Genomic DNA, 26,129 nt, shown 5'->3' on the forward strand with positions numbered 1-26,129 from the left:
CCCGAACCTGTGGATTTTCTGTATGGAATGGAGTCTTACGCATTTCTGGCTGATCCTGGCCTTGGTGCTGAGCCTGGCTGAACTGGCCTCTGGTGTCCTGTTACTTCTGGCGCTGGGCATTGCGGCCGCGCTGACCGCGCTTCTGGCCTTTCTGGGCGTACCATTCGAATGGCAGCTGGCCGGTATGGGGCTGTTCTCGGGAATCCTGGTGCCTGTCGCCATTCGCTGGATCCGGCCGCGCTTCTCACCGAAGGGCGTCGCTTATGGCACAACCGGTACGGGCGTGGAGCAGGGCCGGCGTTACCAGACCCTGAAGCGGGATTTCGACGGTGCCACGGGCATCAAGGTCAATGGCGATTTCTATCGCCTGCGAGTGACTGACACCGGAGAAACCGACCTTCCGGAAGGAACCGACGTCATTTTCAAACAGTTTGACGGCACGACCGCCGTTGTTGAGACGATCACACACAAGGAACAGTAAGCATGGAACAGTATCTTTCACCCGGACTGGTTATCAGTCTGATCGTAGTCGCCATTGGCATTTTCATCATTGCCAAGGGTCTGGTCATCGTGCGCCAATCCGAGGTTATGGTCATTGAGCGCCTCGGTTCGTTCAACCGGATCCTCGAAAGCGGTGTGAACATCATCATTCCCTTCATCGAGCGGCCACGGCCGATCACCATGATCCGCTACGTGCGCATGGGCGAGGATTATCATCCGGTGATGAGCGATGAGGTCCGGATTGACCGCCGGGAAACGGTTATGGACTTCCCGGGCCAGCCGGTCGTGACCACCGACAACGTGACGGTGAAGATCAACGGCGCCCTCTACTACCAGATCATCGACCCACGCCGGGCTGTTTATGAAGTGGCCAACATGAGCCAGGCGGTGGAAGTTCTGGCAAAAACCACCCTGCGCTCGGTAGTGGGCAAGATGGAGCTGGACAAGCTGTTTGAATCCCGCAGCGAGGTGAACAACGCTATCCAGGCAGAGATGGAAGAGGCCGCTTCCAAGTGGGGCGTCAAGCTTACCCGGGTGGAGGTCCAGGACATCAGCATGCCGGAAGAAGTGGAAGAAGCCATGCGCTTGCAGATGGCTGCGGAGCGCAAGCGCCGGGCCACGGTGACCGAGGCCGAGGGTGAAAAGTCAGCAGCCATCGCCATGGCCCAGGGCCAGCGGGAGTCCGCCATTCTCAACGCCCAGGGCGACAAGGAATCGGCCATTCTCCGCGCCCAGGGCGAACAGGAATCCATTCGATTGGTACTCAGTGCCATGGGTGACTCCGAGGAAAACAAACAGACGGTTATTGGCTACCTGCTGGGCCAGAGCTACATCAAGGTTCTGCCGAATATGGCGAAAGAGGGAGAGCGGGTGTTCGTGCCCTATGAATCCTCAGCGCTGCTGGGCTCCATGGGCATGTTCCGGGAACTGGCCGGCAACCCCGAGGACACCGTTCGCCAGCATTTGCAGCGCGATGGTCTGCGTGGCGGGCTGGTTGGATCTGCAGGTAACAGTTAAGCCCTGACGGCTTTCACCCCAGCAGGTTGTCCAGAGGTTGCTCGTAACTGGGGGCAAACACCTTCAGAAAATAAGCAACCTCTGGCAGTCCGTCTGCGTCCAACCGCTGGCGGATCTGCCGGGCGGCCGGCTCGAATTCCTTGTTGCCGGCGCGGATCTCCGCCTGGCACTTGAGCCACGCCGACAGCCTGTCGGCGGCCTTGATCAGTTCCTTGTCTTCTGCCGGTAGCTGCGATTCCCGAACGTAGGGTGAAAAATCCTCCCGCAGATCCTCCGGCAGCAGTGCCAACAATTCGGCCTCGGCCTTGTGCTCGATATCCCCGAACGCCTCACGCATCACCTTCGAATGGTATTTCACCGGTGTTGGCATATCGCCGGTAATTACTTCCGTCGCATCATGGTAGAGCGCTGCCGCCGCAATGCGGTCGGTGTTCACCTGGCCACCGAAATGCCGATTGCGAATAATGGCAAGGGCGTGGGCGAGGGTCGCCACCTCCCAGGAATGGGTAGCCACATTTTCCTCAATTGCATTTCGCATCAGCCCCCAACGCTTGATCCAGCGCAGACGGGAAACATAGGCGAAAAAATGGCTGGCAACGTTACCCATCACTTACATACCTGTTTTGCATAAGTTCATAATCTTTTGCTTCAGGTGCACAAAATCCCCGTGCTATTCTGAATGCGTATTCATTTGTTACATAACCGGGGATACCGTGTCCACCAAAGCCCATATTCGGAAACTACTGGCCATCCTTGCTGCAGCTATTATGCTGGCAACGGCGCCGGTTTATGCAAAAGAAACCGAAATCACTGTGGGCGTTTACCACTTTCCCCCAATCGCCAGTGTTGGCAACAGCGGTGAAGCCACAGGCATGCTCGGAGACCTGCTGCAGGAACTTGAGCAAGCCCACCCAACGATATCCTTCCGGGTCTTTCATACCTCACCCAAGCGACGATACCTGGATTTCGATGCCGGCCTCTACGACGTCATCTTCTTTGAAAGCCCCGACTGGGGCTGGACAGAGAAGGAGGTGGACATCAGCCGCCCGATCCTGGCCGACGAAGAACTGTATGTCGCTCTCAAGAAGCCCGGTAGAGATTCCTCATTCTTTGACGACCTGAAAAGCCGATCTATCGTCGCCATTTCAGGCTATCACTATGGTTTTACCGGGTATGAAACCGACAATTCCGTGCTGGAGCAGAGATTCAACATCGAGTTTTCCGACAGCCACACCCGTAACATCAAGCTGATCAAGGCAGACCGGCCGTCAGTTGCGGAGGTCGCCATCGTCAGCTACTCCTACCTGCAGCGGCACCTGGCCCGGCATCCGGAGGACTGGGACAAATTACTGATCTCAAATGAACCGGACCAGCGCTATCAGCTCAGCATCATCGCCCGCAAGGACGGGGCTGCGAGCGCAGACGAGATGCTGCGACTGCTGGCGCCGCTGGTGGACAACGGTCGATACCGGCAACTCGTTGAAAACTGGGGGCTGCAGTTGCCGGCCGGTTTTCTGACCGGTTTCGAGGCCCCCTGAATTCAACGAACATCCAGGTTGAACGCGACGACAACGTTACCCTCACCTCCCACTTCCGCATTGCGGGCTGGATCCAGCAGGAATAACTGATCCGCGGGTACCCCGTGGGTTTGCTGCAGGACATTGCGCAGGGTTACGCCTCGCGAGGACGCCAGGTTGCTCAACGCCTCTGGCGCCAGTGAGCGCTCACCGGCCAGGTAAGCTTCACGGGCCTCCTGCCATGCCTCCTCAGACAGTTCTTGCTTACCGCCGGCGGTCAGATCGTCCCGCAATAGCGCAAGTCCGTCTGCCTGGGGCTCAACGTTGCCCCGAATGTTCAGCAACAGGTCCGGCCGTTCCAGCAGCGCGTCTGCCAATGCCGCCAGCTTTTCCGCCTCGCCTTCAGCCAACTGGATACTGCCGGGAATAAAACTCACCTTGCCCAGCTCTTCACCACTCAGGCCGGCCAGCTCGGCAATCGAGCCAAGCATGCTGAAGGGTGACGCCGCCGCCTTCGCCAACAGGTTCACAAAGGCCCGCATCACCACCTGGCCAACCCTGAAGTCCGGGTCGGACAGGTCCCCACTGATGGGCAGGTCCACCTCGATCACGCCTTTGCTATCCCTCAAAAGGGCAAGACCCAGCTTGACCGGAGCATTGACGGCCTGATCGCTGGCTATGGCGGACCCCAGCTCAAGCCGATCCATCACCACCATATTGGTTGCATCAATTCGTGAGCCGGCAATTTCGTAATCCAAATTGAGATTCAGCTTGCCACTGTCCACGCCATAGCCCAGGTACCGTCCGAAATAAGGCGATAGCGCCGGCAGCGAAACATCCTGCATCATCAGCTGGAGGTCGCTGACGTCCTCGGTGCCGAGGGTACCAATGGTGCCTTCAAAGTCCAGATCGGCGACGCCGCCGACCCGGCCCCGGATGGAGACCTTACCCTGCTGCGGGGAAATGTTACTCAGCCCGGTAACGCTGCCATTCAGCTCATCAAACGACGTGGTGAAGGCCGGGTCCAGAGTTCGATCGGTGTATGCCAGTTGGCCATTTTCGAGCATCAGCTGGCCAATCCGGAAAATGAACTCCGGCTCGGAATCGCCCGCGCCCTGAGCGCCCGTTGCCGGCGCTTGTTCTTCGGCGGACCCGGTTGTCCTGGCAATACGCTCCACGTTATGGACACTGTCGGTATTTCGGACGATGTTGATAACCGGCTGTGCCAGGGTCACAGTGCCGATTTCCAGCCGAGCGGGATGGACGTTGTATTCAATCGGCGCCAGGCGCAGGGTTTGCCATGACACCAGAGATCCGGAACTGTCAGGCAGCTTCAGGTCAAGGCCGGCCACTTCCGCAGTACCGCTAAAGGTGCCGGTGAGAGGGTCCTGCTGACCGTCGAGATCCAGGTTGCCATCCAGCCCCAGAGTGCCGTTGGTTATGGCAAGATTGGCGCCTTCCTGAACGTAAGGCTCGAAGGCAGCCAGAGACACATCGCTACCGGAAATGGCAGCCTCCAACGTAAACGGCGCAGGGGTTACCTGGCCGTTCAGTGAAACTTGCCCGCCACTGGCCAGCCTTCCGGCCACCTTGTAGGTTACCGGCTCCTCAAGTTGGTGGCTGAGTTCGCCAATTGAAACCGAGAGCTGTTCAAGGGCAATTTCAGCCGCAGTCTCAGGCTGACTGTCCTGCCAGAGAACCCGCCCTCCGGAGAGCGTGATGCCCGCTACTGACCAACGGAACGGCTCCCCGCCGGAAGAAGCTTCGCCGTTGCTTGCAGCTTCACCGTCATCGGATGCCAGCGGCGCCAGCCAGTCGATCTCTCCGGTCGCACTCCGCGCCATGGCGAGATCCAGGTTGTCCAGAGAAACCTGGCCAATACGGACTTCCCGCCGGTTAAGGTCAAAACCGATGGCATCCACAAACAGCATGCCGTTGTTCAACCTGGCTTGTTCACTCTGCTCATCCAGGGCGACTGCGAGATTGTCGAGTTGCAGCTGACCATTGGTTGTCTCCAGGTAAAAGGCGTCACCGGCCTGGATTTCATAGTCTGAGCTGAGGGTGACGCTGCCACCACGCAGGTCATAGGGGAAAAACGGCGCGAGAAAATGGGCCAGGGTTTCATAACCCACGGCGGACACCTTGAGGGTACCGTTGGAGTAGAAGGGTGCGACACTCAGATCACCTTGCCACTCGATGGTCTGACTACCCAAAGCCGCCAGCAGGGAATAGTCGCTATCCTGTCCCTCCCGGCGCCAGGTGGCGAGGTCGTTCAGGGTCAGGTCCAGTGGGGTTATCCGAAACTCCGCCATTTCCTCTTTGGTGAAATCCCGAAACAGCATTTCGCCGCCGTTCAGCGCAATTTGCTCAAAATAGAGCCTGGGTGGACCAGAGTTTTCCTCCGTTTGCGCCGCGGCCGGCTCTTCCTGAGCAGACTCCGGATTGGCCGCCTGCCAGTCCCTGGCGAAATTAACGCTGTAGTCCTCCAGCAGATCCACCCGAACGTAAGGCTCGTCCAGTTGAATTGCTTCAAAACCGGCAATACCACGAACCAGCTGGAAAAAATTCATGTCCACCATCAGCCGATCAAAGGCAATTACTTGCTCGCCATCCGTGTCGGCCGCCGACAGGCCCAGTGCTTCGACCCGCAGGGTGAAGGGATTGGTACGGATATCGGTAATTTCTGCCTGCCAGCCCATCCGCTGGTCCAGCTGCTCCGGCACCAGCCGCTCCAACCACCAGGGAAGAAGCAGGAAACCTGCCAGGGTGTACAAAATCAGAAGCGCCAGGAATCCAATCAACAGATTCCTGGACATGCGACTGCGCTTACGGCTCTGAGCCACGGACATCTCCTTATAAACGGCGGATTCCCGGGGCAATCTTGCCCACCTGCCTGTTCACAAGGATAGTCGGCCTGGTGCCATTTTGTCAGCTGTGGCGGTTATGACCCGGCAAAACCAGTTCCGGGTCAGAAACCATGTCTGTAAACTGGCCAATCTCGTTCAGGTCTCTCGGCACCATGGCTGCACGCATCAGCTTACGCGTCGAATTCCCAGTTATCGGATAAGCGGACTGGCCGGCGCGCCAGGTAACCGGCATCGACGGAGTCCCGATGCGCTCATCGATCTGCCGGAGCCGCTTGTACATGAACGCGTGCTGACTGTCCTCATGATCCGGCACCAGGGCGAAGAAGGCGCTGGCCGAGTACCGGGCCAGGAACACCTGCTCCGACATCTGATCCTGCAGTGCTGCACTGATTTCCCTGACCACCGCATTCAACGATTCGTCACCCATGCCAGTGGAAAGCTCACGGAAGTTGGCAATGTCCAGATAAATCAGGGCAAACGGGTTGCCACCTGCGTCGTCCCGGGCAAGGATATCCAGCAGCCGTTGTTCCAGCGCTGAACGATTCGGCAGCCCGGTGACAGCATCGGTGAAAGCAAGTTCTGCCACCCGCTGGTCTTCTTCTGCCTTGAACACCGCAAGTTCACGCTGGTGTTTCACGTCCCTAACAGTGACCACCAACGCGACAGCGAGCAGCGCAATACAGAAAACGGCCAGTGGTATGCCCATCCAGCCGCCTCGCAGGCCATTGTCCGCCGCCGGTACAGCGCCTTCAGGGAATGTCATCGCCATCATGCCGGTATAGTGCATGCCACAGATCGCAGCGGCCATGACCAGGGCAGCCACAAACTGAATGGCCAGGGATCCGGAACCACCCATGTGTTGCAACTTGCGGCAAAGGGCGAGTGCGGCCCCGGAAGCGACAACAGCAATCACGATGGAAACGATGAGAAATCCGATATTGAATGTCGGCGGCGCTGACATTCGCATCGCATACATTCCCAGGTAATGCATGACAACGATGCCACCGGCCATGGACAGCGTCGCACCGATGAACAGGGCCGCACCCAGACGGTCACGCCCGATGATGTGCAGTGCAACGCCGGAGGCAACCACAGCGGCAAGCCAGGAAATCGCCGTCATCAGGACATCGAACGACATGGCTACGTCCATCGGCATGGCCCGCATCCCGACAAAGTGCATGGTCCAGACACCCGTGCCCATCAACAAGGCGCCAGCGGACAGCCATTTTCGACGCTCGCTATCCTTGGCGTTGGTCAACCTGGCGCCAAAAAACAGGGCAGCGTATGCAGCCAGCACGGCGACCAGAAAGGACGCGACAACAAGGGGCAGATCGTATTCGGACATCATTTTTTTCAGACCTTTTATCAGTGTGTACGAACAGACCAGCTTTCCCCGTTGCTCGGTACTGACCTGCATCAACGTCCGGAGAAATACGAGTCAGCTGTGAACCGGGTCTCATTTTTTTGTTGGATTTATGTAAGCGATTCAGACATAAGCAGCGCTGACAGGCAGGCCTGAACCCGATATGCTTCGGAGTCGTATTTATCCCGTGCCAGTACAACTCGAACTAGAGGAAGAATTATGGACATCGGCGATATGCGTCGTGATTTCGAGAGTGAGGGGCTGGATCGCGATGCGCTGGACAGTAATCCGGTCAGACAGTTCCAAAGCTGGTTTGAAGATGCACGGGAGGCAGGCATTCTCGAACCCAACGCCATGTCGCTGGCGACCACGGGACGGGATGGCATGCCGGACCTGCGCACGGTATTGCTGAAGTACTTCGACGACCAGGGTTTTGTCTTCTACACCAACTACGGCAGCCGGAAGGCCCGGGAAATGGAAGAGAACCCGCAGGCGGCCCTGCTTTTCCCCTGGATCGGACTGAATCGACAGGTACGGATCCAGGGCGCCGTCGAGAAAGTGAGCAAGGCCGAATCCCTGCGCTACTTTGCATCGCGACCAAGGGGCAGCCAGATTGGCGCCTGGGTTTCCGAGCAGAGCAAGGCCATTACCTCCCGAGGACTGCTCGAACAGAAGGTGGCTGAGATCAAGCGCAAATTCAGCGATGGAGAAGTGCCCTTGCCCAGTTTCTGGGGTGGTTATCGCATCGTCCCCGACCGTATTGAGTTCTGGCAGGGCCGGCCCAGCCGGCTTCATGACCGCTTTGAATATGTGAGGGACGGCGATGGCTGGCTCATCCAACGACTTCAGCCCTGAATCACGGCCGGCCATCTGGCTATGCCACCAGACAGACGGGCCCGAGATTGCGCACCCGCCCTGGCTAACAGAATACGAACGCCAGACGGCGAGCAAATTCAGCGGCCCCCGGGAACGCGAATACCTTTCCAGCCGCTGGCTGATTCGTCAGGCCATCGGCAAGTCAGCCCAGATGCCGCCAGAGCTCTGCTGCCCGGTATCCGGGCGCCCCAATGCGTCCGGCGCACCGGAAGGCTGGCGACTGTCTCTAAGCCATAGCCAGGGTCTTTCTGCCTGCGCCACTTATGCAGGATCACCCATTGGACTGGATCTGGAACCCTGCCAGCGCCACCCTCAATGGCAGAAGGTTGTGAAGCGCTGGTTCTCCCCGGTCGAACAGGAATGGCTGTTCCGGGAAGACGACTCCAATACCTTCCTCAAGGTCTGGACCCTGAAAGAAGCCTGGCTGAAAGCGACCGGGCGCGGCATTGCCGGCAATCTGCAGACTCTGGAGGTGCGAAAGAACTTTGAGATGTACGGCGACCAGCCTGAACAGGACTGGCAGGCCACCTGCTGCTACATTGAGGGCTATCTGGTAACCGTGGTGTTTCGAGGAAGCCGGCCGGTGTGGCCTGAAATCACCCTGCTTGAGCCGCCGCCACACGACTTTGGCCTGGTGGATGCCGAGTCCATGGAGGCTTCCTGGGAGCCGCTGTTCCAGCGCACTATCCGTTGCAAAAACCCGTGATTCGGGCCAGACACAGATAACACAGGTCAGATTATGGATTACCCGGAACGCTGCCCATGGTGTGGCGAAGACCCACTATACGTGCATTATCACGATACCGTATGGGGACGCCCTGAATACGATGACCTCGCATTATTCGAAAAACTCTGCCTGGACGGCCAGCAGGCCGGTCTGAGCTGGATCACCATCCTTCGAAAACAGCACAATTACCGCGCCGCCTACGACGATTTCGACCCCGAAAAGATCGTCCGCTACGATGAAGCAAAGGTCGAGGAATTGCTGTCCGATCCGGGCATCATCCGCAACCGATTGAAGGTACAGTCGGTGATCAAGAATGCCCGAGGCTATCTGGATCTGCTGGACAGAGGTATTGGTTTCAGCGATTTCCTCTGGTCCTTTGTCGAGAACCAGCCGATTCAGAACCATTGGCGTTCATTTTCCGAGGTTCCCACCACTACCCCCGAATCAGAGGCCATGTCGAAGGCTCTGAAGCGGTCCGGGTTTAACTTTGTGGGCCCCACCATTGTCTACGCCTTCATGCAGGCCACCGGCATGGTGAACGATCACCTGGTGCAGTGCCCGCAGCACCGGCAATGCTATTTACTGAGCCAATGATCTCAATAGGCCGGGGGGTCGTAAGTTCTGGAGTGTTTCAAACCCCGGAGCTTTACTGTGCGAATCACCCTCGACCAACTCAGACGCCTGCAGAGCCCTGTTATCGACCTGCTTGAGATCCTCTCGCTTGAGGGCCAACATTACATGGCCCGCCTGAGTATGGACGGTCAGCTGCTTCTTCTGTCCGATAAAAACGGGACTACCAGCCTGTTCCGGAGTGCCTGGCAGATACAGGATACCCTGGCCTCCTTCGATATCCGGGAGACCCAGGTGGTGCACCCCTCGGCCTACCATGAAATGGTTGGCATGGATCCCTCAGAGATTGAACCCATGCGAATCAGGGTGCAGAGGCAGAAACCGTGATCGCAGTAGCAAGACTCGCCATCCTGGTCGGCATCGCCGGACTGGTTCCTTTTATCGGCCTTCTGGCTGGGCTGTTTTTCATGCCCCAGTACAGCGTGGCACTGGTTGGCTATTTCTATCTTTACAGCGCAGGTATTCTTGCCTTCATGGCCGGTGTCTACTGGCCCATTGCCATGCAGCTGGATAACTGCTGCTACCCCCTCTCGCCTCTGATTACCATGTTACTCAGTCAAGTGTTTTTTGTGGCCGCGGGCGTCGGTCTCCTTCTGCCTGTTACCGGCCAGATTGTGCTTTATACCAGCGCCTATCTGGCACTCTACCTGGTGGACGCACGTTGGATGAGGGTCTACTGGCCGGCCTGGTATTTGCGGCTTCGACTTCTTCTTACCTCGGTCGTACTGGTCTGCCAGCTCACCGCGGCCGCCTGGTTCTTCCTTCTCCACGCCGCACACTGATGCTTTCAGGGCAATCAGGAGCCTGATGGATTATCAGGCTCCAAAGGCATCTTCGGGAGTTTCAAAGCGGGTCTGCAATTTCCGCAACGCTGTTTTCTCGATCTGTCGCACCCGTTCACGACTGATACCAAGGTCATCGGAAATTACCTGCAGGGTCTCCGGCTCTGGCAAGCCCAGACCGTACCTGCGCGACAGAATATCCTTTTCCCGATCACTCAGCTCGCTGAGCATGGATTTAAGGGTCCGCCGCCGGTCCCTGTCGGACATCGGGTGATCCGGCGCCATCTGATCACCGGCATCCAGGCTGTCGCCCAGGGTGACTGAGCCATCTTCCACCAAAGGCACGTCCGTGGACAGTTCTCTGGTCGCCAGCGCTCTCAATTCGCCAATCCTGGACGGACTGGCTTCCATCTCCCGGGCCAGCTCGGATTGCGAGGGTGTGCGGCCGAGGCTCTGATGCATTCTCAGTGACACCTTGTGCAGCTGACGAATCTCGTCCACCACATTCTCTGGTGTGTGCACCAAACGGGTTCCACGCTGCAGACAGCGCTTCACTTCCTCACTGATCCACCAGTAAGCGTAGGTCGAGAAGCGGAAGCCTTTCGTAGGATCGAAACGCTCCACGGCCTTGATGAGGCCAACGTTGGCGTCCTGAATCAGGTCTGACATGGGGATACCGTGCTGACCGTAACGACGGGCAATGTGCACCGCGAGGCGCAGGTTGCTCTGGATCAGCTTGCGACGACAGGCGGTCGCCAGATGGAAAGCCCGACGACATCGGGAGGAAAACGCACAAGCGTCTCCAAGGCTACCAATCACTTCCCGGAACGTCTGCGGAGTCTCCTCCGGCAAGGCCAGTTCGGTACTGATGATTCGGTAGCACAGTGTCAGTTTGCGGGAGAGGCGGCGTTCAGCCTCATCTGTCAGCAGTTCATACCGGGACGCATCCCTGAAGTACAGCCCGACCAGGGAATCCCTTTCACCATCGTTGGGCGTTGTCGGAGACGGTCCCAGCCTTTCGGTCGTTCGCATGGCTAAGGTACCGGTCAGAATTTACACCAAGGAATACGACGTGCTGTTGCTGATGGATTTACCGGGGGAGGGTCAGTAAAAACCCGCAGGCGACACGAGCGGTCGGCCTGCGGGCATTAATTGTGAGGCTGCAGCGACTCAGGCTGCGACAATGGCGTACTCGTGGTTGTGGGGCTCGATCAAAACGCCGTGCAGAGCAACAATCGCCTTTTCGTAATCGTCCTCGTCCACCACAAACTGGATATCCACCTGACGCATACACTGGTGCAGCGCCAGAATGCTGATTTCCTCATCGGCCAGGGCCTTGACGGAACGGGCCAGGATACCCGGAACCTTCATATCGCTGCCGATAGCGGAAACCACGGCCACCTTCCGGGTGTTGATTTCGGCGTTGGGGAACTCTTCCTTCAACGCTTTGACCACCCGCTTGACGTGTTTCAGGGTGCTGCCCACGTAGTGGGTGATGGTGTTTGCGTTGGTGTCCTTGGACATGAACCGAATCTTGAACCGGCTCAATACATCCAGAATACGACGGTCGGAACCCGGCTCGCCCTGCATGTCCTGATCGAACACTTCCACGGCAAAAACACCCTTGGCGCCAGCGATGATCTCCACCTGAGGCTTCTCACTGACGTAATCGCCGGTGATCAGGGTTCCTGTGTGTTCCGGCTCGAAGGTATTCATTACCCGCAGCGGAATCTCGTTCTGGCGCATGCCCTTACCAGCACGGGGATGAATTGCTTCCATACCGAGGTTGGCAAGCTGGTCGGCAACGTCGTAATTGGTACGCCCCAGGGGCACCACCTTGTCTGCGCCGACGATGTTGGGATCGGCAGAGCTCAGGTGGTATTCCTTGTGGATAATCGCCTCTCGGGCCTCGGTGATCACAGCTACCCGGCTGAAGGTCATTTCGCTGTAACCGCGATCGAAGGTGCGCATCAGACCTTCCTTGCACTGAGCGTAACCGGTCACGATGGGCAGCTCACGGGTGAGGTCCACCGCGTCGAAGGCCTGCTTAAGCTTTTCGTCCAGCGGCAGCAGCTCGTTATCGCGCCAGCCGGTCAGATCCACAAAGCGGGCATTGATACCTTCCTGCTGAAGCTTCAGGGCGGTATTGAAGGCACTGTGAGCCTCGCCGATGCCGGCCAGCATTTCGCGCACTGTCAGCAGGTGTTCTTCCAGCTGGAACTGGCCGTAGGAGCACAGGCGCTGCAGGTCGATCAGGCAGCCCCGAACGCCCTCGATACGGTCGGTGATGAACTGGTCCGCCTGCTGCTTGAGCATCGGATCCTCAAACAGTTCGCCGTTGATATCGGTCAGGAACTTGACCAGTTTGGTGAGGTCGTCACCCCAGGCCCAGTCCGACTCGGCATCCGCAAACAGGGCGTAGACGCCCGGCTCACCGGTTTTCTTGTGTTCAAGCAGCTCGTTGGTCACACCACCGTAGGCAGAGACCACGAAAATGCGCTGATACAGGTCGTCCTTCTTTCGATTACCGATGATGATGTTATCTCGGACGGCCTCGTAGTTACTCATCGACGTACCGCCGATCTTTTCAACGGTATGTTGTTGGCTGGTCATAGTTTTGCCTTTGCTATCCTGCAGCATGAATGTCCGGAGGTGCGGGCGTCTTACGACGCCTCGCTAAGCCCTTCCTGCATGATTTCGTCCACACTTTTCGCCAGCAGGGCTGCCCCTTTCTTCAGGTCTTCCTCACTGGTCGTCAGCGGCATCAGGCACTTGATGACTTCATCGTTCGGACCACTGGTCTCGATGATCAGGCCGTGCTCGAAGGCACGTTTGGTAATCGGGCCTGTGATATCCGCGTGGGTTGCTTCAATGCCACGCATCAAACCGCGCCCCTTCATTTTGAACTGACCGGGGTACTTGTCGCAAATCGCCTGCAGCGCATCGCCCAGCACCTTGGTCTTGGCCTTTACCTCGTTGGCAAAGGCGTCGTCTTTCCAGTAGGTCTCAACAGCGGTCCGCGCGGTAATGAACGCCATGTTGTTACCACGGAAGGTGCCGTTATGCTCGCCCGGATCCCAAACGTCCAGTTCCGGCTTGAACAACACCAGCGCCATCGGCAGACCGTAGCCACTGAGGGACTTGGACACGGTTACGATGTCCGGCTTGATACCGGCAAACTCAAAGCTGAAGAACTCACCGGTGCGGCCATTGCCCGCCTGGATATCATCCAGAATCAGCAGAATATCGTGCTTCTTGCACAGTTCAGACAGCCCCTTCAGCCATTCCGCGCGACAGGCGTTCAGACCACCTTCGCCCTGAACCGCTTCCACGATCACCGCCGCCGGCAGTTCAAAACCGGAGGAGCCGTCGCTCAGCAGTTTGTCCATGATTGCCAGGGTATCAACATCGTCGCCCAGGTAGCCGTCGTAGAACATGAAATCGACATTGCCCAGGGGAGTGCCAACACCGCCCCGGTGGTGCTTGTTACCGGTGGTGGCAACGGCACCCATGGTTACGCCATGGAAACCATTGGTAAAGGAGATAATGCCGCTGCGGCCTTTTACCTTACGGGCCAGTTTCAGGGCTGCTTCCACACAGTTGGTGCCGGTGGGACCGGTGAACTGCATTTTGTAGTCCAGGCCACGGGGATCCAGGATGTGCTTCTTGTAGGATTCCATGAAGTCGTGCTTGGCCGTGGTAAACATGTCCAGGCCCTGGCTTACGCCGTCGGCTTCAATATATTCGATCAGTGCTTTTTTCAGGATGTCGTTGTTGTGGCCGTAGTTCAGGGACCCGGCGCCAGCGAGAAAATCCAGGTATTCCTTGCCATCTTCGGTGTACAGGTGCGCGTTCTTGGCGCGGTTGAAGATCACCGGAAACGCACGGCTATATACACGTACTTCGGATTCGGTCGACTTGAAAATTTCCATCGTCTTGCCTCTTAGCATGTCAGGTTCGAGGTAGATGCGCGGTGGCTTATCAAAAAATGCGGATACGGTCGCGATAGGCCTACCGTGCGTTGATTAAAGCCTTGTGACAGACCTACCTCAGTGGTCCGCCGGCTAATTCAAATCACAGCTTTACAGTCGTTCACAGCCCCGCAATTACATGACAGGGCCGATCCTGGACCGCGGCTCTCAGACTGGCTTCGTGAAAGGCCCGATGCGCAGCAGAAACTCGGAATCATGCTGCCCGCCGAAATGGGTCTCTTTCTCGAACTGCTCGTGGTAGGTGAGCTCGGCTCCCATATCACGGGCGAATGAACGGAACAGCGCCCATGAGGCCTCGTTGTCTTCGGTGATGGTCGTCTCCATATGGGTGACGTTCTTGCATGCATCACGGCCAACGATTTCTTTCAGCATCCGCTTGGCCAGGCCCTGTCCACGACCTTTTTCGTGAACCGCCACCTGCCAGACAAACACGGTATCGGGCTGTTGGGGAGGGATGTATCCGGAGATAAAGCCGACCAGATCGCCTTCCTTCTCCGCCGCCACGCCGGTTTCGGCAAAGTGGCTGCACTGCAACAGGTTGCAGTAAATCGAGTTGGGGTCCAGCGGCGGGCACTCTGCCACCAGCTGGTGGAGCCTGAAGCCATCATCCTTCACGGGTGTGCGAAGCGTGATGGCGGTGGTATTCGATCCTTCTGATGTCATAGCGTGATCAGTTCGTGGCAAAAAGTTAGTGTTGAATTATATAGACCACAAAATATATTTCAAGTACAGCTCAAAACCCGCCTACGGCAAGGCCCCAGCTCACTCTTTCAGAATAGACCGGATTGAAGCATTCGCCAGTGACAAAATGGTTAAATTAGTGAAGGGAAAATCACATCGTCGGCACTCAATGAGGTGCCAGTCAGAATCCGGTTCCGATAGGACACAGCGGCGGGCGAGCCGGCCGGCCATAACCGGTCAAACTCCGACAGCCAGGCCTCCAGGGGGAAGGATACCGGCAGCAGAGAAACATGCAGACCCTGGCGCTCAATTCCGGCAACAGGCTCAATGACAGGGCTGGAGAGGCCAATGCGGGTAATCAGTCCGCGCGGATCCGATTGCAGGTTACCCATGCCCGCAGATCCGTTGTTCACCACTACCCGACTCTGCTCACCCACCAACCCCGACCAGAGTACCGGCAGGCAGGTATGGGTGGCGGCAATCACATCGGCCCCCGAGGCCAGGAACCATTCCGAGAGCTTGCCATCGTTACCCTCGCCAAAGGCTTCGTAAGCCAGCCCCCATCCGGCCAGGGACTCTGGATCACCATGCACCACCAAAACCTTTAGGCCTCCAAAGATCAGGCATCGATACCTTGGCAGCAAGGACAACCGCCGCTGGATATCCGGATGTTCCCCGGCAATGCCCTGAAGCCGTTCCATGATCCGGTTCGACCGCTCCACCACGCCCTGATCAACAAAATCCGGATAGGCGCAGCCACAGCCGGCGCCGGCACTGGGATTCGCCAGCTCATAGTCCACATTGCCCAGGCTGACCGTGTGATCCAGCACCCGGTTATTAATGGTCCGGAACAGGCTGTCGCTAGCGTTAAACCAGTTGAAGTCGCCATTGAACACCAGCTTCACCCGATGCCCCTGCCGCTCTTCCGCCAATGCCATCTGCTCGATTTCATCGAGGGCCCAGGGATTCCCGTAAAGCCCTCCAACGATATACAGCACGTCCTCAGAGACCGTTCGGGGATCCTGGCAAAGCGATTCGGCAGAGTATCGATACGCCAACGGACAGCTGCGCCCTTCGCTCATCGGCTCAAGCCTCCCCCGCCGCCAGTGACCGTCCGGCAAGACGACGAAGCAATAAAGGCGCAAAGAAACCGGCGGTACAGATCAGGAAGCCATAGGCATTCACGCCCAGCAACATGGCGTAGTTGCCATCGCCAATGGCCCAGCTGGAGGGGATCAGCCCAACCGCGAGCAAGAGCCCAAGGCCCAGGCCAGTCCAGAAACTCAGATGAAAACTCCAGGGCGACCATTTGGTAAACCCGTAAAACAGGAACACAGGTGCCAGCCCCATCACCATGGTGCCGGAAATAGTAGTGGCCTTGAGGATATCGGTACCGGCAAACATCGGCAGGTTGCCCAGGAAGGCAAAGATCACCATCACAACCGCACCCACCCGGATGCTCGGCAGCTTGTCAGACGCACGCCGGGCCAGCCGGGGCAGATCCACCGCCAGAGATTTGGCCAGGGAAGTAAAGGTGGAATCCAGAGTGGAACCGGCCGAGGTCATCATAACCACGCTCATAAAGAACAACGCCGCCAGCCCCAGGGACTGCCCCACCGCCGCAGGCGCATTGCCCATGGCCTCGATACCGTTGAGCCGGGCATGGACACCCACCAGACTGAAGATAAACACCGCCACAAAGCCCAGCAGCCCGGCCACCACAAAGCTTTTGAGCATGGTCTTTTCCTTGTTCACAAAACCCCGGTCGGTCAGCACCGGATCGTGGAACGGATAGCTGAACAGCTGCAGCAAAGCCACCAGCAAGAGATCAAAGCCGGCATTGAGCCGGAACTCGCCATTGGTCAGCAGAGCGCTGGTATCGTTGGCGGGAATAATGAGGAACAACACCGCCGCCACAAAGAACACAAACACGAACGCCTGAATCACATCGGTGAAAATCGACGACCGCAGCCCGCCCTTCAGGCTGTAGGCCAGGGTAAACACCGTGAACAGCATCGCCGCCGCGTAATACTCCCACTCACCGGGCAGCCCGAAATAACCTCCAACCACCGCGGTGTTACTCCAGACCTCGTTATAAAGCCGAATCAGAATCGCCGCCGCAAACGCCAGACTCGCCAGCCGACCAAACCGGGAGGTCAGAAAATCCTGCAAACTCCGCGCCCCGGTCTGGGTCCGGATCAGGTAAATCACATACCCCGCCACCGGAATCGACAGCCAGTAACTGGCATAAGCCAGACCGCCCACCACACCATAAGCCGCACCCAGGTTCGCCGCATTGGTCACCGACTTGGCAAAGATCCAACTGATAAAAATACTCGCTGTCAGCGACCACTGCCCCACCGGGTTACCCTGGTCATCGGCGCCTTTATAGAACGAATTCGCGTTCTTGCTCTTGGGCGACAGCCAGTACATCACCACGCCGTAGACCAGCAGGAATCCCCAGAACAGGGAGGCCTCTGTGAAGTTCATGTTCTCGTACCTTGTTCTTTGTGCTTTGTTCCGGGGCTTTTCCCGGGGTTTCTGATGTGGTGCTTTTCGGGGCAGGCCGGTAGGGGGTTCAAAAAAACGCCCGTGAACCCATCCATGGGGGGCTTGGTCGCGCCTTCCCTGGCGCTCCACATTTTTTGAACCCCCTACCGGCCTGCCCCTTGTCCTACCTAAGTTCTGGCTTCCCCGGCGAAGGAGATAGCCAGCAAACCACCCTGGCGGGTCCTTACACCCGTTCTGCTTTTTCTGTCCTTCCTTCCCACTCAGCAACCGAATAGCAAAGCCGTACCCGCGGTCTGGGTGGTGAGGTTATTTTCCCGCCAGGAAAAAGATGTCTGAGCGAAGCGAGTTGTTTTTCCCAAGGGAAAATAACCTCACCTCCCAGGCCGCCAATGACCAGCTACCAGTCCTGAAGAATCCAGGGCCAAAGCTCAAGCAGGAGCCGAGCAACTAGCCCCAAAGCGGTAACAGGAAAAACACCGGTGATGCCGCAACATAATGCGCTCATCCATACTCTCGGCAAGCGTACCCCCGAGGTCATACTGCGGATCATCATCCACCAGCGTGCAGGCATACACCCGAACCTGTTCGCCCTTCTTCACCAGCATCCGCGTATAGGTGCACATAAAGTGGGAGCGAGCCTCTTTAGTCGGATACTTCTCCATACAGGTCTCGGTAATCTCCGGGCTGCCGTCTTCAGAACCTGGCGTACCCAGGTCCGGAAATGCGGTGAATGCCAAGTTCTCTGGAATGCCCCACTCCCTGAAGATGTCACGGAACGCGGCTTCGACATCTGCCGGAATTTCCTCCGGATCGGTCTGGCGGGCAATGGACACCTTGAAACCCTGTTCGATCAGCCAGTGGATGCCCTCCAGTGCCTGGTCGAAGCTGCCGTCACCGCGATCCTTGTCATGCCGGGCGCGATCGGGGAAATCCAGGCTCACCCGGAAGTGGATCGGGTAGGGGTTATCCAGCAATGGCTGCACCTGATGCCGGCGTTTCAGCAGAGGCTCGGTGGCATTGGTGAGTACGAAACAGGGCCGGTGCTGGCTGGCGTAATCCAGGATGTTGACGAAGTCGCGGATCACAAAGGGCTCGCCGCCGGTGAAGGAGAACTGCTCCACACCCATGTCGATGGCTTCGTGGATAAACGGCTTCACGTCGCTGAGTTTCATGCCCGGAATCCTACCATCTCCGGGATGGGACCCTTCCAGGCAGAAGGGGCAGGCCAGGTTGCAGGCGGTGCCGGTGTGTATCCATAACTCTTTGAGCTTGTCCGCGTCAATGTAACCCCGGGGGTCACCGTTGCGGGTGTGGGTCCAGCTGTCGCGGGCCCGGGGTTCCAGGACTTCCACGGCCGGAATACGTGTACTGCGGGCCGGTCTGGTTTCAGTCAGGGGCATAGATGCTCCTCGGTGTATTCGTGTTTTTCCCACGGCGCCAGCCATGGAGCTTCTCCAGCAGCTTCAGGATACCTTCGGGCGCATGGGCCCGTTTCCATTCACCAGCAGCGTACTTGGCTGACTCGTTCCAGGTCGGGTAGGGGTGAATGGTGCCCAGGATCTTGTTCAGGCCAAGGCCATGCTTCATGGCCAGGGTGAACTCGGCCAGGATTTCCCCGGAGTGGCTGCCAACCACAACCGCGCCCAGGATCTTATCCTTGCCCGGCGGGGTCAGCACCTTGATAAAGCCATGGTCCTCACTCTCGGCAATTGCCCGGTCCAGGTCATCCAGCCCATAGCGGGTGACCTCGTAGGCCACGCCCTGCGCCCTGGCTTCGGCTTCACTTAGCCCCACCCGCGCCACTTCCGGCGAGGTAAAGGTCACCCAGGGCATCACCCGGTAGTCCACCTTGAATCGCTTGAACTGCCCGAACAGACCGTTCACCGCCGCGTACCAGGCCTGGTGCGCCGCCGCGTGGGTGAACTGGTAGGGGCCTGCCACATCGCCGCAGGCAAAAACGTTCGGATAACGCAGGCTCATGTCCTCTTCCACCGGCACGGTTCCGTTCGGCAGGGTGTCGACGCCAATCCGCTCCAGGTTCAGGCCAGCGGTGTTGGCTGCGCGGCCAACGGCTACGAGCACCTGGTCGAAAGGAATTCGCACCCGCTCACCTTCGTGCTCGCAGTAGGCGACTTTCTCTCCTTCCTCCATACGGAACTCGGCGGCGGAATGTTTCAACCGGACATCCACACCGTCCGCCTGGACCTGCTTCAGCACCAGTTCGGAGACATCCACATCTTCCTTGGCCAGCAAACGCTCGCCCATCTCAACCTGGGTCACCTTGCTACCCAACCGAGCGAATGCGTGGGCCAGCTCCGAACCGATCGGGCCACCGCCCAGCACCAGCAGACGTTCCGGCTGGTCCTGCAGCTCCCACAGGTTGTCGGAAGTCAGCGGCTGGATGTCTTTCAGGCCGGGAATCGGGGGTACCGCAGGCTTGCCACCAGTGGCAACGACTATGCTGCGGGCGGTCAGGCGTTCGGTGCGGCCATCATTGTGCCGGACCTCAAGCTCCCAGGGCGAAACGAAGCTGGCTTCGCCGGCAATGCAGTCCACACCCAGCTTGCGGTAGCGCTCCGGGGAATCGTGGGGTTCCACTTTCGCGATGACATCCTTGACCCGGTTCATGATGGTCTTGAACGAGCCTTTAACGGGCACCGATTCCAGTCCGTAACGGTTGGCATGGCGCAGGGTATCCGCCGCCTTGGCGCTGCGAATCAGGGCCTTGGAGGGCACGCAGCCGGTATTCAGGCAGTCGCCACCCATCTTGTGCTTTTCAATCAGAGCCACCTTGGCTTTCACGGCTGCGGCGATGTAGGCGGAGACCAGACCGGCAGAGCCACCGCCGATAACCAGCAGGTTGTAATCGAAATGCTCGGGCTTCTGCCAGCCAGCGTAAACCTTGCGGCGGCGAATAAAGCCCACCACGAACTTGGCAATCAACGGGAACAGCCCCAACAGGGCAAAGGACAGAAGCAGATCGGCCGAAACAATGTCACCGGTAGACTGGATCTGGCCCAGCTGGGTGCCGGCGTTCACGTAAACAAAGGTGCCGGGCAGCATGGCAATCCAGCTCACCAGGGCATAGATGCGCAACTTCATGGCCGTCAGGCCCATGGCCAGGTTGATCAGGAAGAAGGGGAACACCGGCACAAGCCGCAGGGTTGCAAGGTAGAAGGCGCCGTCTTTTTCAATGCCGCGATCCATCTTCGCCACGGTTTCGCAATACCGTTTTCGAAGCGTGTCTCGCATCAGGAACCGCGCCACCAGGAAGGCAAGCGACGCACCGATAGTTGAGGCAACGGAGACGGCTGCCAGACCGTAGAGATTTCCGAAAAACGCACCACCGGCCAGCGTCATGATGGTAGCGCCTGGCAGAGAAAGCGCTGTTACCACGACATAAACAACAACGAAGCCCAGCACCGCAACCAACAGGTTCTGATCGATCCAGTTACCCAGGGACTGTTGGTTTTCCTTCAGGTTCTCGAGAGTCAGGAGCTCGCTACCGCCACTGGCAATAAACCCGACAACCACAGCCGCAATCAACGCGACCAGAATCCATTTCTTGAGTGTCATGAATTAATCCTTTCTACCTTGAACGTGATAACGAAGAGACACCACAACCCCGAAATTGTTACATCAAACCGTGGGCTCAGTGTTCGTTACCGGCTTACCGTTGTTGTACGTCGTTCGGCAACGCATTGTGTCAACGATTGCTCATGAATATCTAACAATTTGATTACACCGCCTACCGAATACGCCGGGAACTTATCGACCGATTTCCAAACTTACTGCTATTCTTGAACAATTGCTCATAAAAGGGAACGGTCATGACTGACTCAAGTCGGGAAAAGGAGATAAAACTGATTCAGGGCTTGAAAACTGGTGATAATGACTCTTTTCAGGAAGCAGTGCGTGCCTACACCCCCGGGATGTTAGCAGTCGCCCGGTTCTATCTGGACCATTCCAGTGCAGAAGAAGTCGTTCAGGATTGCTGGGTTAAAGTTATTGATGCTATCCATGGCTTTGAAGGTCGTTCAGGTTTAAAAACCTGGTTGCACCGCGTTGTTGCCAACCGTTGCAAGAATCAGCTTCGTTCGACTAACAGGGAAATCCCGACGGACTTCTCGGAGAGCCTGGAGCCAGAGCTGGCCCATCGCTTTAACGCCAAAGGACGCTGGGAGCTGCCGCCCAAACTGCAATTTCATGAATCCGCCGATACCCTGATTGAAAACGGCGCCCTCAACGATTGCCTCGACAAACACCTCTCCTCCCTTCCGGAAACCCAGCGCTCGGCGCTGATGCTCTACGAAGCCCACCAGCACAAATCTGAGGATGTCTGTAACATTCTTGATGTCAGCGCCTCTAATCTACGGGTGCTGTTGCACCGGGCCAGACAGAAAATCTTTCTGATGGTTGAGAACTTCCAGGAGACCGGCGAATGCTGATGTGCAGGGATCTCGCAGTTATTGCCAGCGATTACATTGATGGCGAACTCCCGGTTCTCGAGAACATGTCTGTGAAAATGCATCTGATGATGTGCAAGGACTGCCGGACCTTTATTGGCAATCTGCGGGCAAGCACCGACATGTTAAACGCACATTCCTCTGGCCAGGCGGATGAGGAGCTTATCCGCAAGATTGACGAACGAGTAGCCCTGGCGCTGAAAGAAGGGTCTCAAGACCCCACAAACCAGGACCCGGACTAATTGAGCTCAGTGTCCTGTGACTGAAAGCCGCCGATAGCAGTCCTGGCGTTTCCTCTGCTCCGCTTCCAGTTCAACCGCCCAGCTTTCCACATCAACAGGTACAGCTCCAATGATCTCCAGCGAACGATCTTCAAGCACCGCCTTCAGACCTTGCGCCCGCCGCTGATTGATAACCTCGTCACGATGGTAAAGGAGCGTTTCGATCTGGGGCCGGAAGCAACGCACCATGGCTGTCAGCCAACGGTTAACAGGCCAACTTGGGTGAGCATGGTCAATGGCAAACCGATCCAGCGCACCCGCGACCACCTCGGCAGGCAGCCAGCTCTCATCCGTTACCCAGCGGTTTACGGTAAAAAGATCCGTGGGATATCCCCACGCATCCATGGATATGGCAATCAAGTGTGCCACCCGATCCTCTGCAACCGGGCCCATGAGTGGTTTTGCCTCTTCGGGTAAGGCCCCGTTGCGCAGAAACAAATGGAAATGACCATGCTCGGCGTGGTCCTCCCGGTGAGCGTGGTAATAATACTGGGACGCCGTTTCCTGATCGTACACATCGTCCTTCGGGTAATGCTCCATCTCATAGAAAGGACCCTGCCCCTTGAGAACCTCACCGACCACATTCAGCCCGCCTTTTTTCAGCACCCGGTAGCACTCCCTGATCTCGTGGATGGCCGCGAGACTGTCTGATAACTGCTTTTCCATGAGGCTTCCCGGCCTCGTAACATGAAGCTCTTGCATAGTTTTTTGCTCCTTACCGCGCGACTCCGGAAGACCCCCGAAGCCGCGCGATCCAATCCTTCAACTGATCACACAGCAACATCTGCCCTTCGCTTACCACTACTGGCCGAGCAGGGATTCTTCGCGGCACAGGGATTTCTGGTAGCGCCCGGATTTTTCGTCGCGCAGGGGTTCTTACCAGCGCACGGGCCGCAAGCACCACATTTGCCCCCCTTCAAGGCACAGGGGTTGGCGGAAAGCTGCGTCTGGATATTGGCCATGTAGGTCGTTAACGCCGCAAGCTGCTCGCCGCCCCAGTCCAGAGGTTCGGCAGCCATGGGTCGCACCATGCAGATCTGAACCATCTCATCCAGATGCACTGACTCCATGCCAAAGATGTTTCTGGCCATCGCCACCGAATGTGGGTAGGCGTTGGCAAACGTTGCGTTGTAACCCGCACCATCGTTATGGCAGGTCGCGCAAGACAACCCATTGCTACTGAGGGACGTGTCGTTAAACAGCTTCTTCCCGAGCGCCATGAGCTTGCAGGGATTGCCCTCGTAGGGCTGGTAAGCCGCTGGCCGGGTAACCTTTTTGGCGGCGCAGGGATTGGGCTTTGCCCCGCACTTGCCGGTGGCCGCGCACGGGTTACTACCTTTGGTTGCGCACGGATTCTTCGACGCACAGGGGTTTTTCGTTGCACACGGGTTTTTTGCGGCGCAGGGATTGCACCCGGCTTTACAGCCAGCCTTGCACTGTTGTCCTGCCTTACACTGATTCTTGCAAGGAGAACAGGGACCGCAGGCAGCCGAAGCCATACCCCCGGCTCCAAGCATGGCGGTCACCAGTGCGGCAGACCACCAGGTCGTGCGTCGATGTTCATACGATGTGCGAATCGCTTTTCTCAACGGATGTATCGTGGACATGGTCTCTCTCCCTGTTCACAGAGTTTTTGAGGCGGGCTTTGGAAGCCCGTGATCGCTGCGATGAGCGGTCAGATAGGAGACACATGAGTTTCTGAACTATTACACCTATTCAGGAAATAAACAGAGTTTTTCTGGCAAACCTGAATCGGGTGGGCCACGTTTCTTTCAGGCATAAAAAAGGGTGGAGCCCAGCTCCACCCAAGGGGTTTACAACCCGACCAACAATGCAGAGGCGAACAACACGAAACACGATGGACGAAATAAAGACCTCACTCACACTGACACGGGAACCAAAGCGTTGTTACAACGTAATTCATATAGCGGAAAGAAGATTTGTGCTTCAACAATACATTCAAATCCGACATTGAGGATCCCCGATGGCCCGCAAAATCCCGCACGAAAGAAAAGCTGCCATAACTGCTGCCCTGGCAGGAGGCTGGGTCGCGGACGCGGCGAGCCTGGGTTTGCACTGGCTCTACAACAGCGAGCGCATCGCAGAGGTTGGCGGCCAGACACCGGAATTTCTGCCGCCAAGGGCGGACTATTATACGAAGGGGTTTGGCTACTTTGCCCATGAAGGTAAGCAAGTTGGCGATGTGAGTCACTATGGCGCCGCAACGGGCGTTCTGACGGACAGTTTATTAGCTAACAACGCCGCACTGGATGTTCGGGATTATCAACGCAGGTTTCGTGCCTTTTTTGGCCCGGGCGGGCAGTGGCGGGGATTTATCGACAATCCCACGCGCATTACCCTCGAGAACTTCAACGCCAATGAGCGCGAAGCGGTCAAGCAGGCGCAGGACACCATGCCCGCCGGACTGACCGAAAAACAAAAGCGGGTGCTGGTGCAAAAAGTGATGCCCTATACCCGCCGGCTGAGTGGCGACCAACTCGCTCAACCGGTTCGCGAGGCCATCAACCTGACCTACAAAGAAGCGAAAGTGCAGGAGGCCGGTGTCAATCTGGCAGAAACCATCGACCGCTATCTGGTGCGGGAAAGTGGGGCAGACGATATGCAACTGCCAGCGGTTTCGAAACTGCCACCACTGGTTGCCTGCTTCTGTGGGAGTAGCGATCTTCTGGAAGTCACGGAAGCGGCCGTCCGGGTCACGAATAACAACGACGATGCCGTAGCCTGGGCGAAATGCGCAGCGTTGCTTCTGGATCGGCTCTTCCAGGGAGAAGGCCTTTCTGGAGCCATGGATGCTGCCATCACCGAGGCGCCGGATCAGAAATCCCTGAACCATGCCCGCGCGGGCTCAGAACTGAACGGCGTTGGTGCCGGCGACACCTTTGGCCGAACCTGCTACCTGCATGAGGCCATGCCGGTGATTTTTCACATTCTCAACCATGCCGGGAGCTACACGGAGGCCATTCGAGCCAATATTCATTGTGGCGGCGATTCCTGCGGTCGCGCCTGGATCATTGGCCCTGCCATGGCGGCTATTCATGGCGTTGGCGGTGAAACAGGCATTCCCCTGAGCTGGCTCGCGAAGGTTACCAATGCTGCGTCCCTATATCAGGATATCGAATCGTTGCTAGTCAGCTAGGCATTCACTGTAAAACTCAAACCCGCCCATCCAGATGCAGCCAACGGGACAGCCGGGAATGCGGGCGCCGCCGCAGGTACAGGGGCAGTGTGCTCATCACCAACAGCACTGTAGCGGCAGCCAAGACGGTCAGGGTGGGATTGAGCTCGAAGGTATGGCCCAGGCCAGCAAACACAAAGGTCATGGGCAACATGCCAAGGGCTGTGGCAAGGGAGTAACGCCACAGGTGTATGGCCGTCACACCGGCGGCATAGCTGATCAGGGCGAAAGAGAACAGGGGAATGAGCCGGGTCAGGAATACCGCGATGAAAAGGAACCGCTGCGAACCGCGGGCCGAGAATACCGGGTTATGTTCGAGCTTCTGCTGGACTGCTTCACGCCCGAGCACCCGCGCCAGGTAGAACGCAATCAGCGAACCGGCCAGGGCACCCATCACCGCAATCGCGGTTCCGCTGAACATGCCGTACACCAGGCCGGAGGCTGCACTGATCGGCAAGGTAGGGATCGGTCCGACCACAACAGCCAGAATCATCAGGAGCATAAGCAATACCGGCCCCAACGCGCCCTGGCTGGCAAACCAGTCGGACAACACCGACGGCGCAAAACTGGCCGGCATGCCCAGTTGTCGCAGCAGCAGCCAGATCGCTGCCATCAGCAGCGCCACAATGGCCAGGAAGGAAAGACGGAAAACCAACTGCGAACGGGTCATATGGCCATTCTACCCGCTATCCCGGAAACAGGAAGCGATAGCCGTTGTCCGC

At 57.6% G+C, this 26,129-nt stretch carries 25 protein-coding genes; 11 read left to right on the plus strand and 14 right to left on the minus strand.

Features of this window, described 5'->3' with window-relative positions:
- Positions 1–22 precede the first annotated feature (22 nt).
- Positions 23–481, plus strand: a complete 459-nt coding sequence (locus tag A8B84_RS11475; RefSeq protein ID WP_064229315.1) for an NfeD family protein — start codon at positions 23–25, stop codon at positions 479–481.
- 2 nt (positions 482–483) lie between these two features.
- Complete coding sequence (locus A8B84_RS11480) at positions 484–1,518, plus strand: SPFH domain-containing protein (protein WP_064229316.1); 1,035 nt, start codon at positions 484–486, stop codon at positions 1,516–1,518.
- A 13-nt stretch (positions 1,519–1,531) separates the two neighbouring features.
- On the opposite strand, the gene yfbR is transcribed toward A8B84_RS11480, so the two are convergent.
- The gene (gene yfbR / locus A8B84_RS11485) at positions 1,532–2,125 is read right to left on the minus strand and encodes a 5'-deoxynucleotidase (protein WP_064229317.1); all 594 of its coding nucleotides are present in this window, start codon (positions 2,123–2,125) and stop codon (positions 1,532–1,534) included.
- 106 nt (positions 2,126–2,231) lie between these two features.
- Here yfbR and A8B84_RS11490 point away from each other — a divergent pair, with 106 nt between their 5' ends.
- On the plus strand, positions 2,232–3,056 hold the full coding sequence (locus tag A8B84_RS11490; protein WP_227512800.1) for a substrate-binding periplasmic protein: 825 nt from the start codon (positions 2,232–2,234) through the stop codon (positions 3,054–3,056).
- Between the two features lie 2 nt (positions 3,057–3,058).
- On the opposite strand, the gene A8B84_RS11495 is transcribed toward A8B84_RS11490, so the two are convergent.
- Both A8B84_RS11495 and A8B84_RS11500 read right to left on the minus strand, forming a co-directional pair.
- Positions 3,059–5,884, minus strand: coding sequence for a DUF748 domain-containing protein (locus A8B84_RS11495; RefSeq protein ID WP_064229318.1), 2,826 nt, complete (start codon positions 5,882–5,884; stop codon positions 3,059–3,061).
- 79 nt (positions 5,885–5,963) lie between these two features.
- Positions 5,964–7,319, minus strand: a complete 1,356-nt coding sequence (locus A8B84_RS11500; protein ID WP_227512803.1) for an MHYT domain-containing protein — start codon at positions 7,317–7,319, stop codon at positions 5,964–5,966.
- 165 nt (positions 7,320–7,484) lie between these two features.
- On the opposite strand from A8B84_RS11500, the gene pdxH reads away from it, so the two are divergent.
- Genes pdxH through A8B84_RS11525 form a run of 5 tightly spaced genes read left to right on the plus strand, consistent with a single transcriptional unit; the run spans position 7,485 to position 10,280 of the window.
- On the plus strand, positions 7,485–8,120 hold the full coding sequence (gene pdxH, locus A8B84_RS11505) for a pyridoxamine 5'-phosphate oxidase (RefSeq protein ID WP_064229319.1): 636 nt from the start codon (positions 7,485–7,487) through the stop codon (positions 8,118–8,120).
- On the plus strand, positions 8,089–8,847 hold the full coding sequence (locus A8B84_RS11510) for a 4'-phosphopantetheinyl transferase family protein (protein WP_064229320.1): 759 nt from the start codon (positions 8,089–8,091) through the stop codon (positions 8,845–8,847). The genes pdxH and A8B84_RS11510 overlap by 32 nt, the downstream gene beginning before the upstream one ends.
- 33 nt (positions 8,848–8,880) lie before the next feature.
- Positions 8,881–9,462 (plus strand): DNA-3-methyladenine glycosylase I, encoded by a 582-nt coding sequence (locus A8B84_RS11515; RefSeq protein ID WP_064229321.1) that lies wholly within the window; start codon positions 8,881–8,883, stop codon positions 9,460–9,462.
- Between the two features lie 57 nt (positions 9,463–9,519).
- Positions 9,520–9,825 carry a DUF6482 family protein gene (locus A8B84_RS11520; protein WP_064229322.1) on the plus strand — a complete coding sequence of 102 codons (306 nt, stop codon included), beginning with the start codon at positions 9,520–9,522 and terminating at the stop codon, positions 9,823–9,825.
- Positions 9,822–10,280, plus strand: a complete 459-nt coding sequence (locus tag A8B84_RS11525; protein WP_064229323.1) for a DUF3429 domain-containing protein — start codon at positions 9,822–9,824, stop codon at positions 10,278–10,280. The genes A8B84_RS11520 and A8B84_RS11525 overlap by 4 nt, the downstream gene beginning before the upstream one ends.
- Positions 10,281–10,313: 33 nt before the next feature.
- On the opposite strand, the gene A8B84_RS11530 is transcribed toward A8B84_RS11525, so the two are convergent.
- The 8 genes from A8B84_RS11530 to A8B84_RS11565 form a co-directional block, all read right to left on the minus strand.
- Positions 10,314–11,312: an RNA polymerase sigma factor RpoD/SigA gene (locus tag A8B84_RS11530; RefSeq protein ID WP_064229324.1), complete on the minus strand. Its 999-nt coding sequence runs from the start codon at positions 11,310–11,312 to the stop codon at positions 10,314–10,316.
- A gap of 138 nt (positions 11,313–11,450) precedes the next feature.
- A complete protein-coding gene (locus A8B84_RS11535; RefSeq protein WP_064230070.1) occupies positions 11,451–12,893 on the minus strand; it encodes an aspartate kinase in 1,443 nt (480 codons plus the stop codon).
- A gap of 50 nt (positions 12,894–12,943) precedes the next feature.
- Positions 12,944–14,212, minus strand: coding sequence for a diaminobutyrate--2-oxoglutarate transaminase (gene ectB, locus A8B84_RS11540; protein ID WP_064229325.1), 1,269 nt, complete (start codon positions 14,210–14,212; stop codon positions 12,944–12,946).
- 207 nt (positions 14,213–14,419) lie between these two features.
- On the minus strand, positions 14,420–14,935 hold the full coding sequence (gene ectA, locus A8B84_RS11545; protein WP_064229326.1) for a diaminobutyrate acetyltransferase: 516 nt from the start codon (positions 14,933–14,935) through the stop codon (positions 14,420–14,422).
- A gap of 149 nt (positions 14,936–15,084) precedes the next feature.
- The gene (locus A8B84_RS11550; RefSeq protein WP_064229327.1) at positions 15,085–16,035 is read right to left on the minus strand and encodes a hypothetical protein; all 951 of its coding nucleotides are present in this window, start codon (positions 16,033–16,035) and stop codon (positions 15,085–15,087) included.
- A gap of 4 nt (positions 16,036–16,039) precedes the next feature.
- Positions 16,040–17,443 (minus strand): sodium:solute symporter family transporter, encoded by a 1,404-nt coding sequence (locus A8B84_RS11555; protein ID WP_064229328.1) that lies wholly within the window; start codon positions 17,441–17,443, stop codon positions 16,040–16,042.
- A 449-nt stretch (positions 17,444–17,892) separates the two neighbouring features.
- Positions 17,893–18,864: a radical SAM protein gene (locus A8B84_RS11560; RefSeq protein ID WP_064229329.1), complete on the minus strand. Its 972-nt coding sequence runs from the start codon at positions 18,862–18,864 to the stop codon at positions 17,893–17,895.
- Positions 18,851–21,040 (minus strand): FAD-dependent oxidoreductase, encoded by a 2,190-nt coding sequence (locus tag A8B84_RS11565; RefSeq protein ID WP_064229330.1) that lies wholly within the window; start codon positions 21,038–21,040, stop codon positions 18,851–18,853. Before A8B84_RS11565 ends, A8B84_RS11560 begins: the two co-directional genes overlap by 14 nt.
- 254 nt (positions 21,041–21,294) lie before the next feature.
- On the opposite strand from A8B84_RS11565, the gene A8B84_RS11570 reads away from it, so the two are divergent.
- Positions 21,295–21,912, plus strand: a complete 618-nt coding sequence (locus tag A8B84_RS11570) for an RNA polymerase sigma factor (RefSeq protein WP_064229331.1) — start codon at positions 21,295–21,297, stop codon at positions 21,910–21,912.
- Positions 21,906–22,172 (plus strand): zf-HC2 domain-containing protein, encoded by a 267-nt coding sequence (locus A8B84_RS11575; protein ID WP_064229332.1) that lies wholly within the window; start codon positions 21,906–21,908, stop codon positions 22,170–22,172. Before A8B84_RS11570 ends, A8B84_RS11575 begins: the two co-directional genes overlap by 7 nt.
- 6 nt (positions 22,173–22,178) lie before the next feature.
- Here A8B84_RS11575 and A8B84_RS11580 read toward each other — a convergent pair whose 3' ends face one another.
- Together A8B84_RS11580 and A8B84_RS22160 are read right to left on the minus strand one after the other, a co-directional pair.
- The gene (locus tag A8B84_RS11580; protein WP_082905149.1) at positions 22,179–22,877 is read right to left on the minus strand and encodes a DUF6969 family protein; all 699 of its coding nucleotides are present in this window, start codon (positions 22,875–22,877) and stop codon (positions 22,179–22,181) included.
- A gap of 104 nt (positions 22,878–22,981) precedes the next feature.
- Complete coding sequence (locus tag A8B84_RS22160) at positions 22,982–23,818, minus strand: cytochrome c peroxidase (protein WP_336143956.1); 837 nt, start codon at positions 23,816–23,818, stop codon at positions 22,982–22,984.
- A gap of 377 nt (positions 23,819–24,195) precedes the next feature.
- Between A8B84_RS22160 and A8B84_RS11590 the strand changes: the two genes are divergently transcribed.
- Entirely contained in the window at positions 24,196–25,368 is a 1,173-nt protein-coding gene (locus tag A8B84_RS11590; protein ID WP_064229334.1) for an ADP-ribosylglycohydrolase family protein, read from the plus strand.
- A 16-nt stretch (positions 25,369–25,384) separates the two neighbouring features.
- Here the strand turns inward: A8B84_RS11590 and A8B84_RS11595 are convergent, their stop codons facing one another.
- Positions 25,385–26,077: a TVP38/TMEM64 family protein gene (locus tag A8B84_RS11595; RefSeq protein ID WP_064229335.1), complete on the minus strand. Its 693-nt coding sequence runs from the start codon at positions 26,075–26,077 to the stop codon at positions 25,385–25,387.
- Between the last annotated feature and the right edge of the window lie 52 nt (positions 26,078–26,129).

The sequence above is a fragment of the Marinobacter sp. EhC06 genome (genome assembly GCF_001650915.1).
In the GTDB taxonomy this organism is placed as follows: Bacteria; Pseudomonadota; Gammaproteobacteria; order Pseudomonadales; family Oleiphilaceae; genus Marinobacter.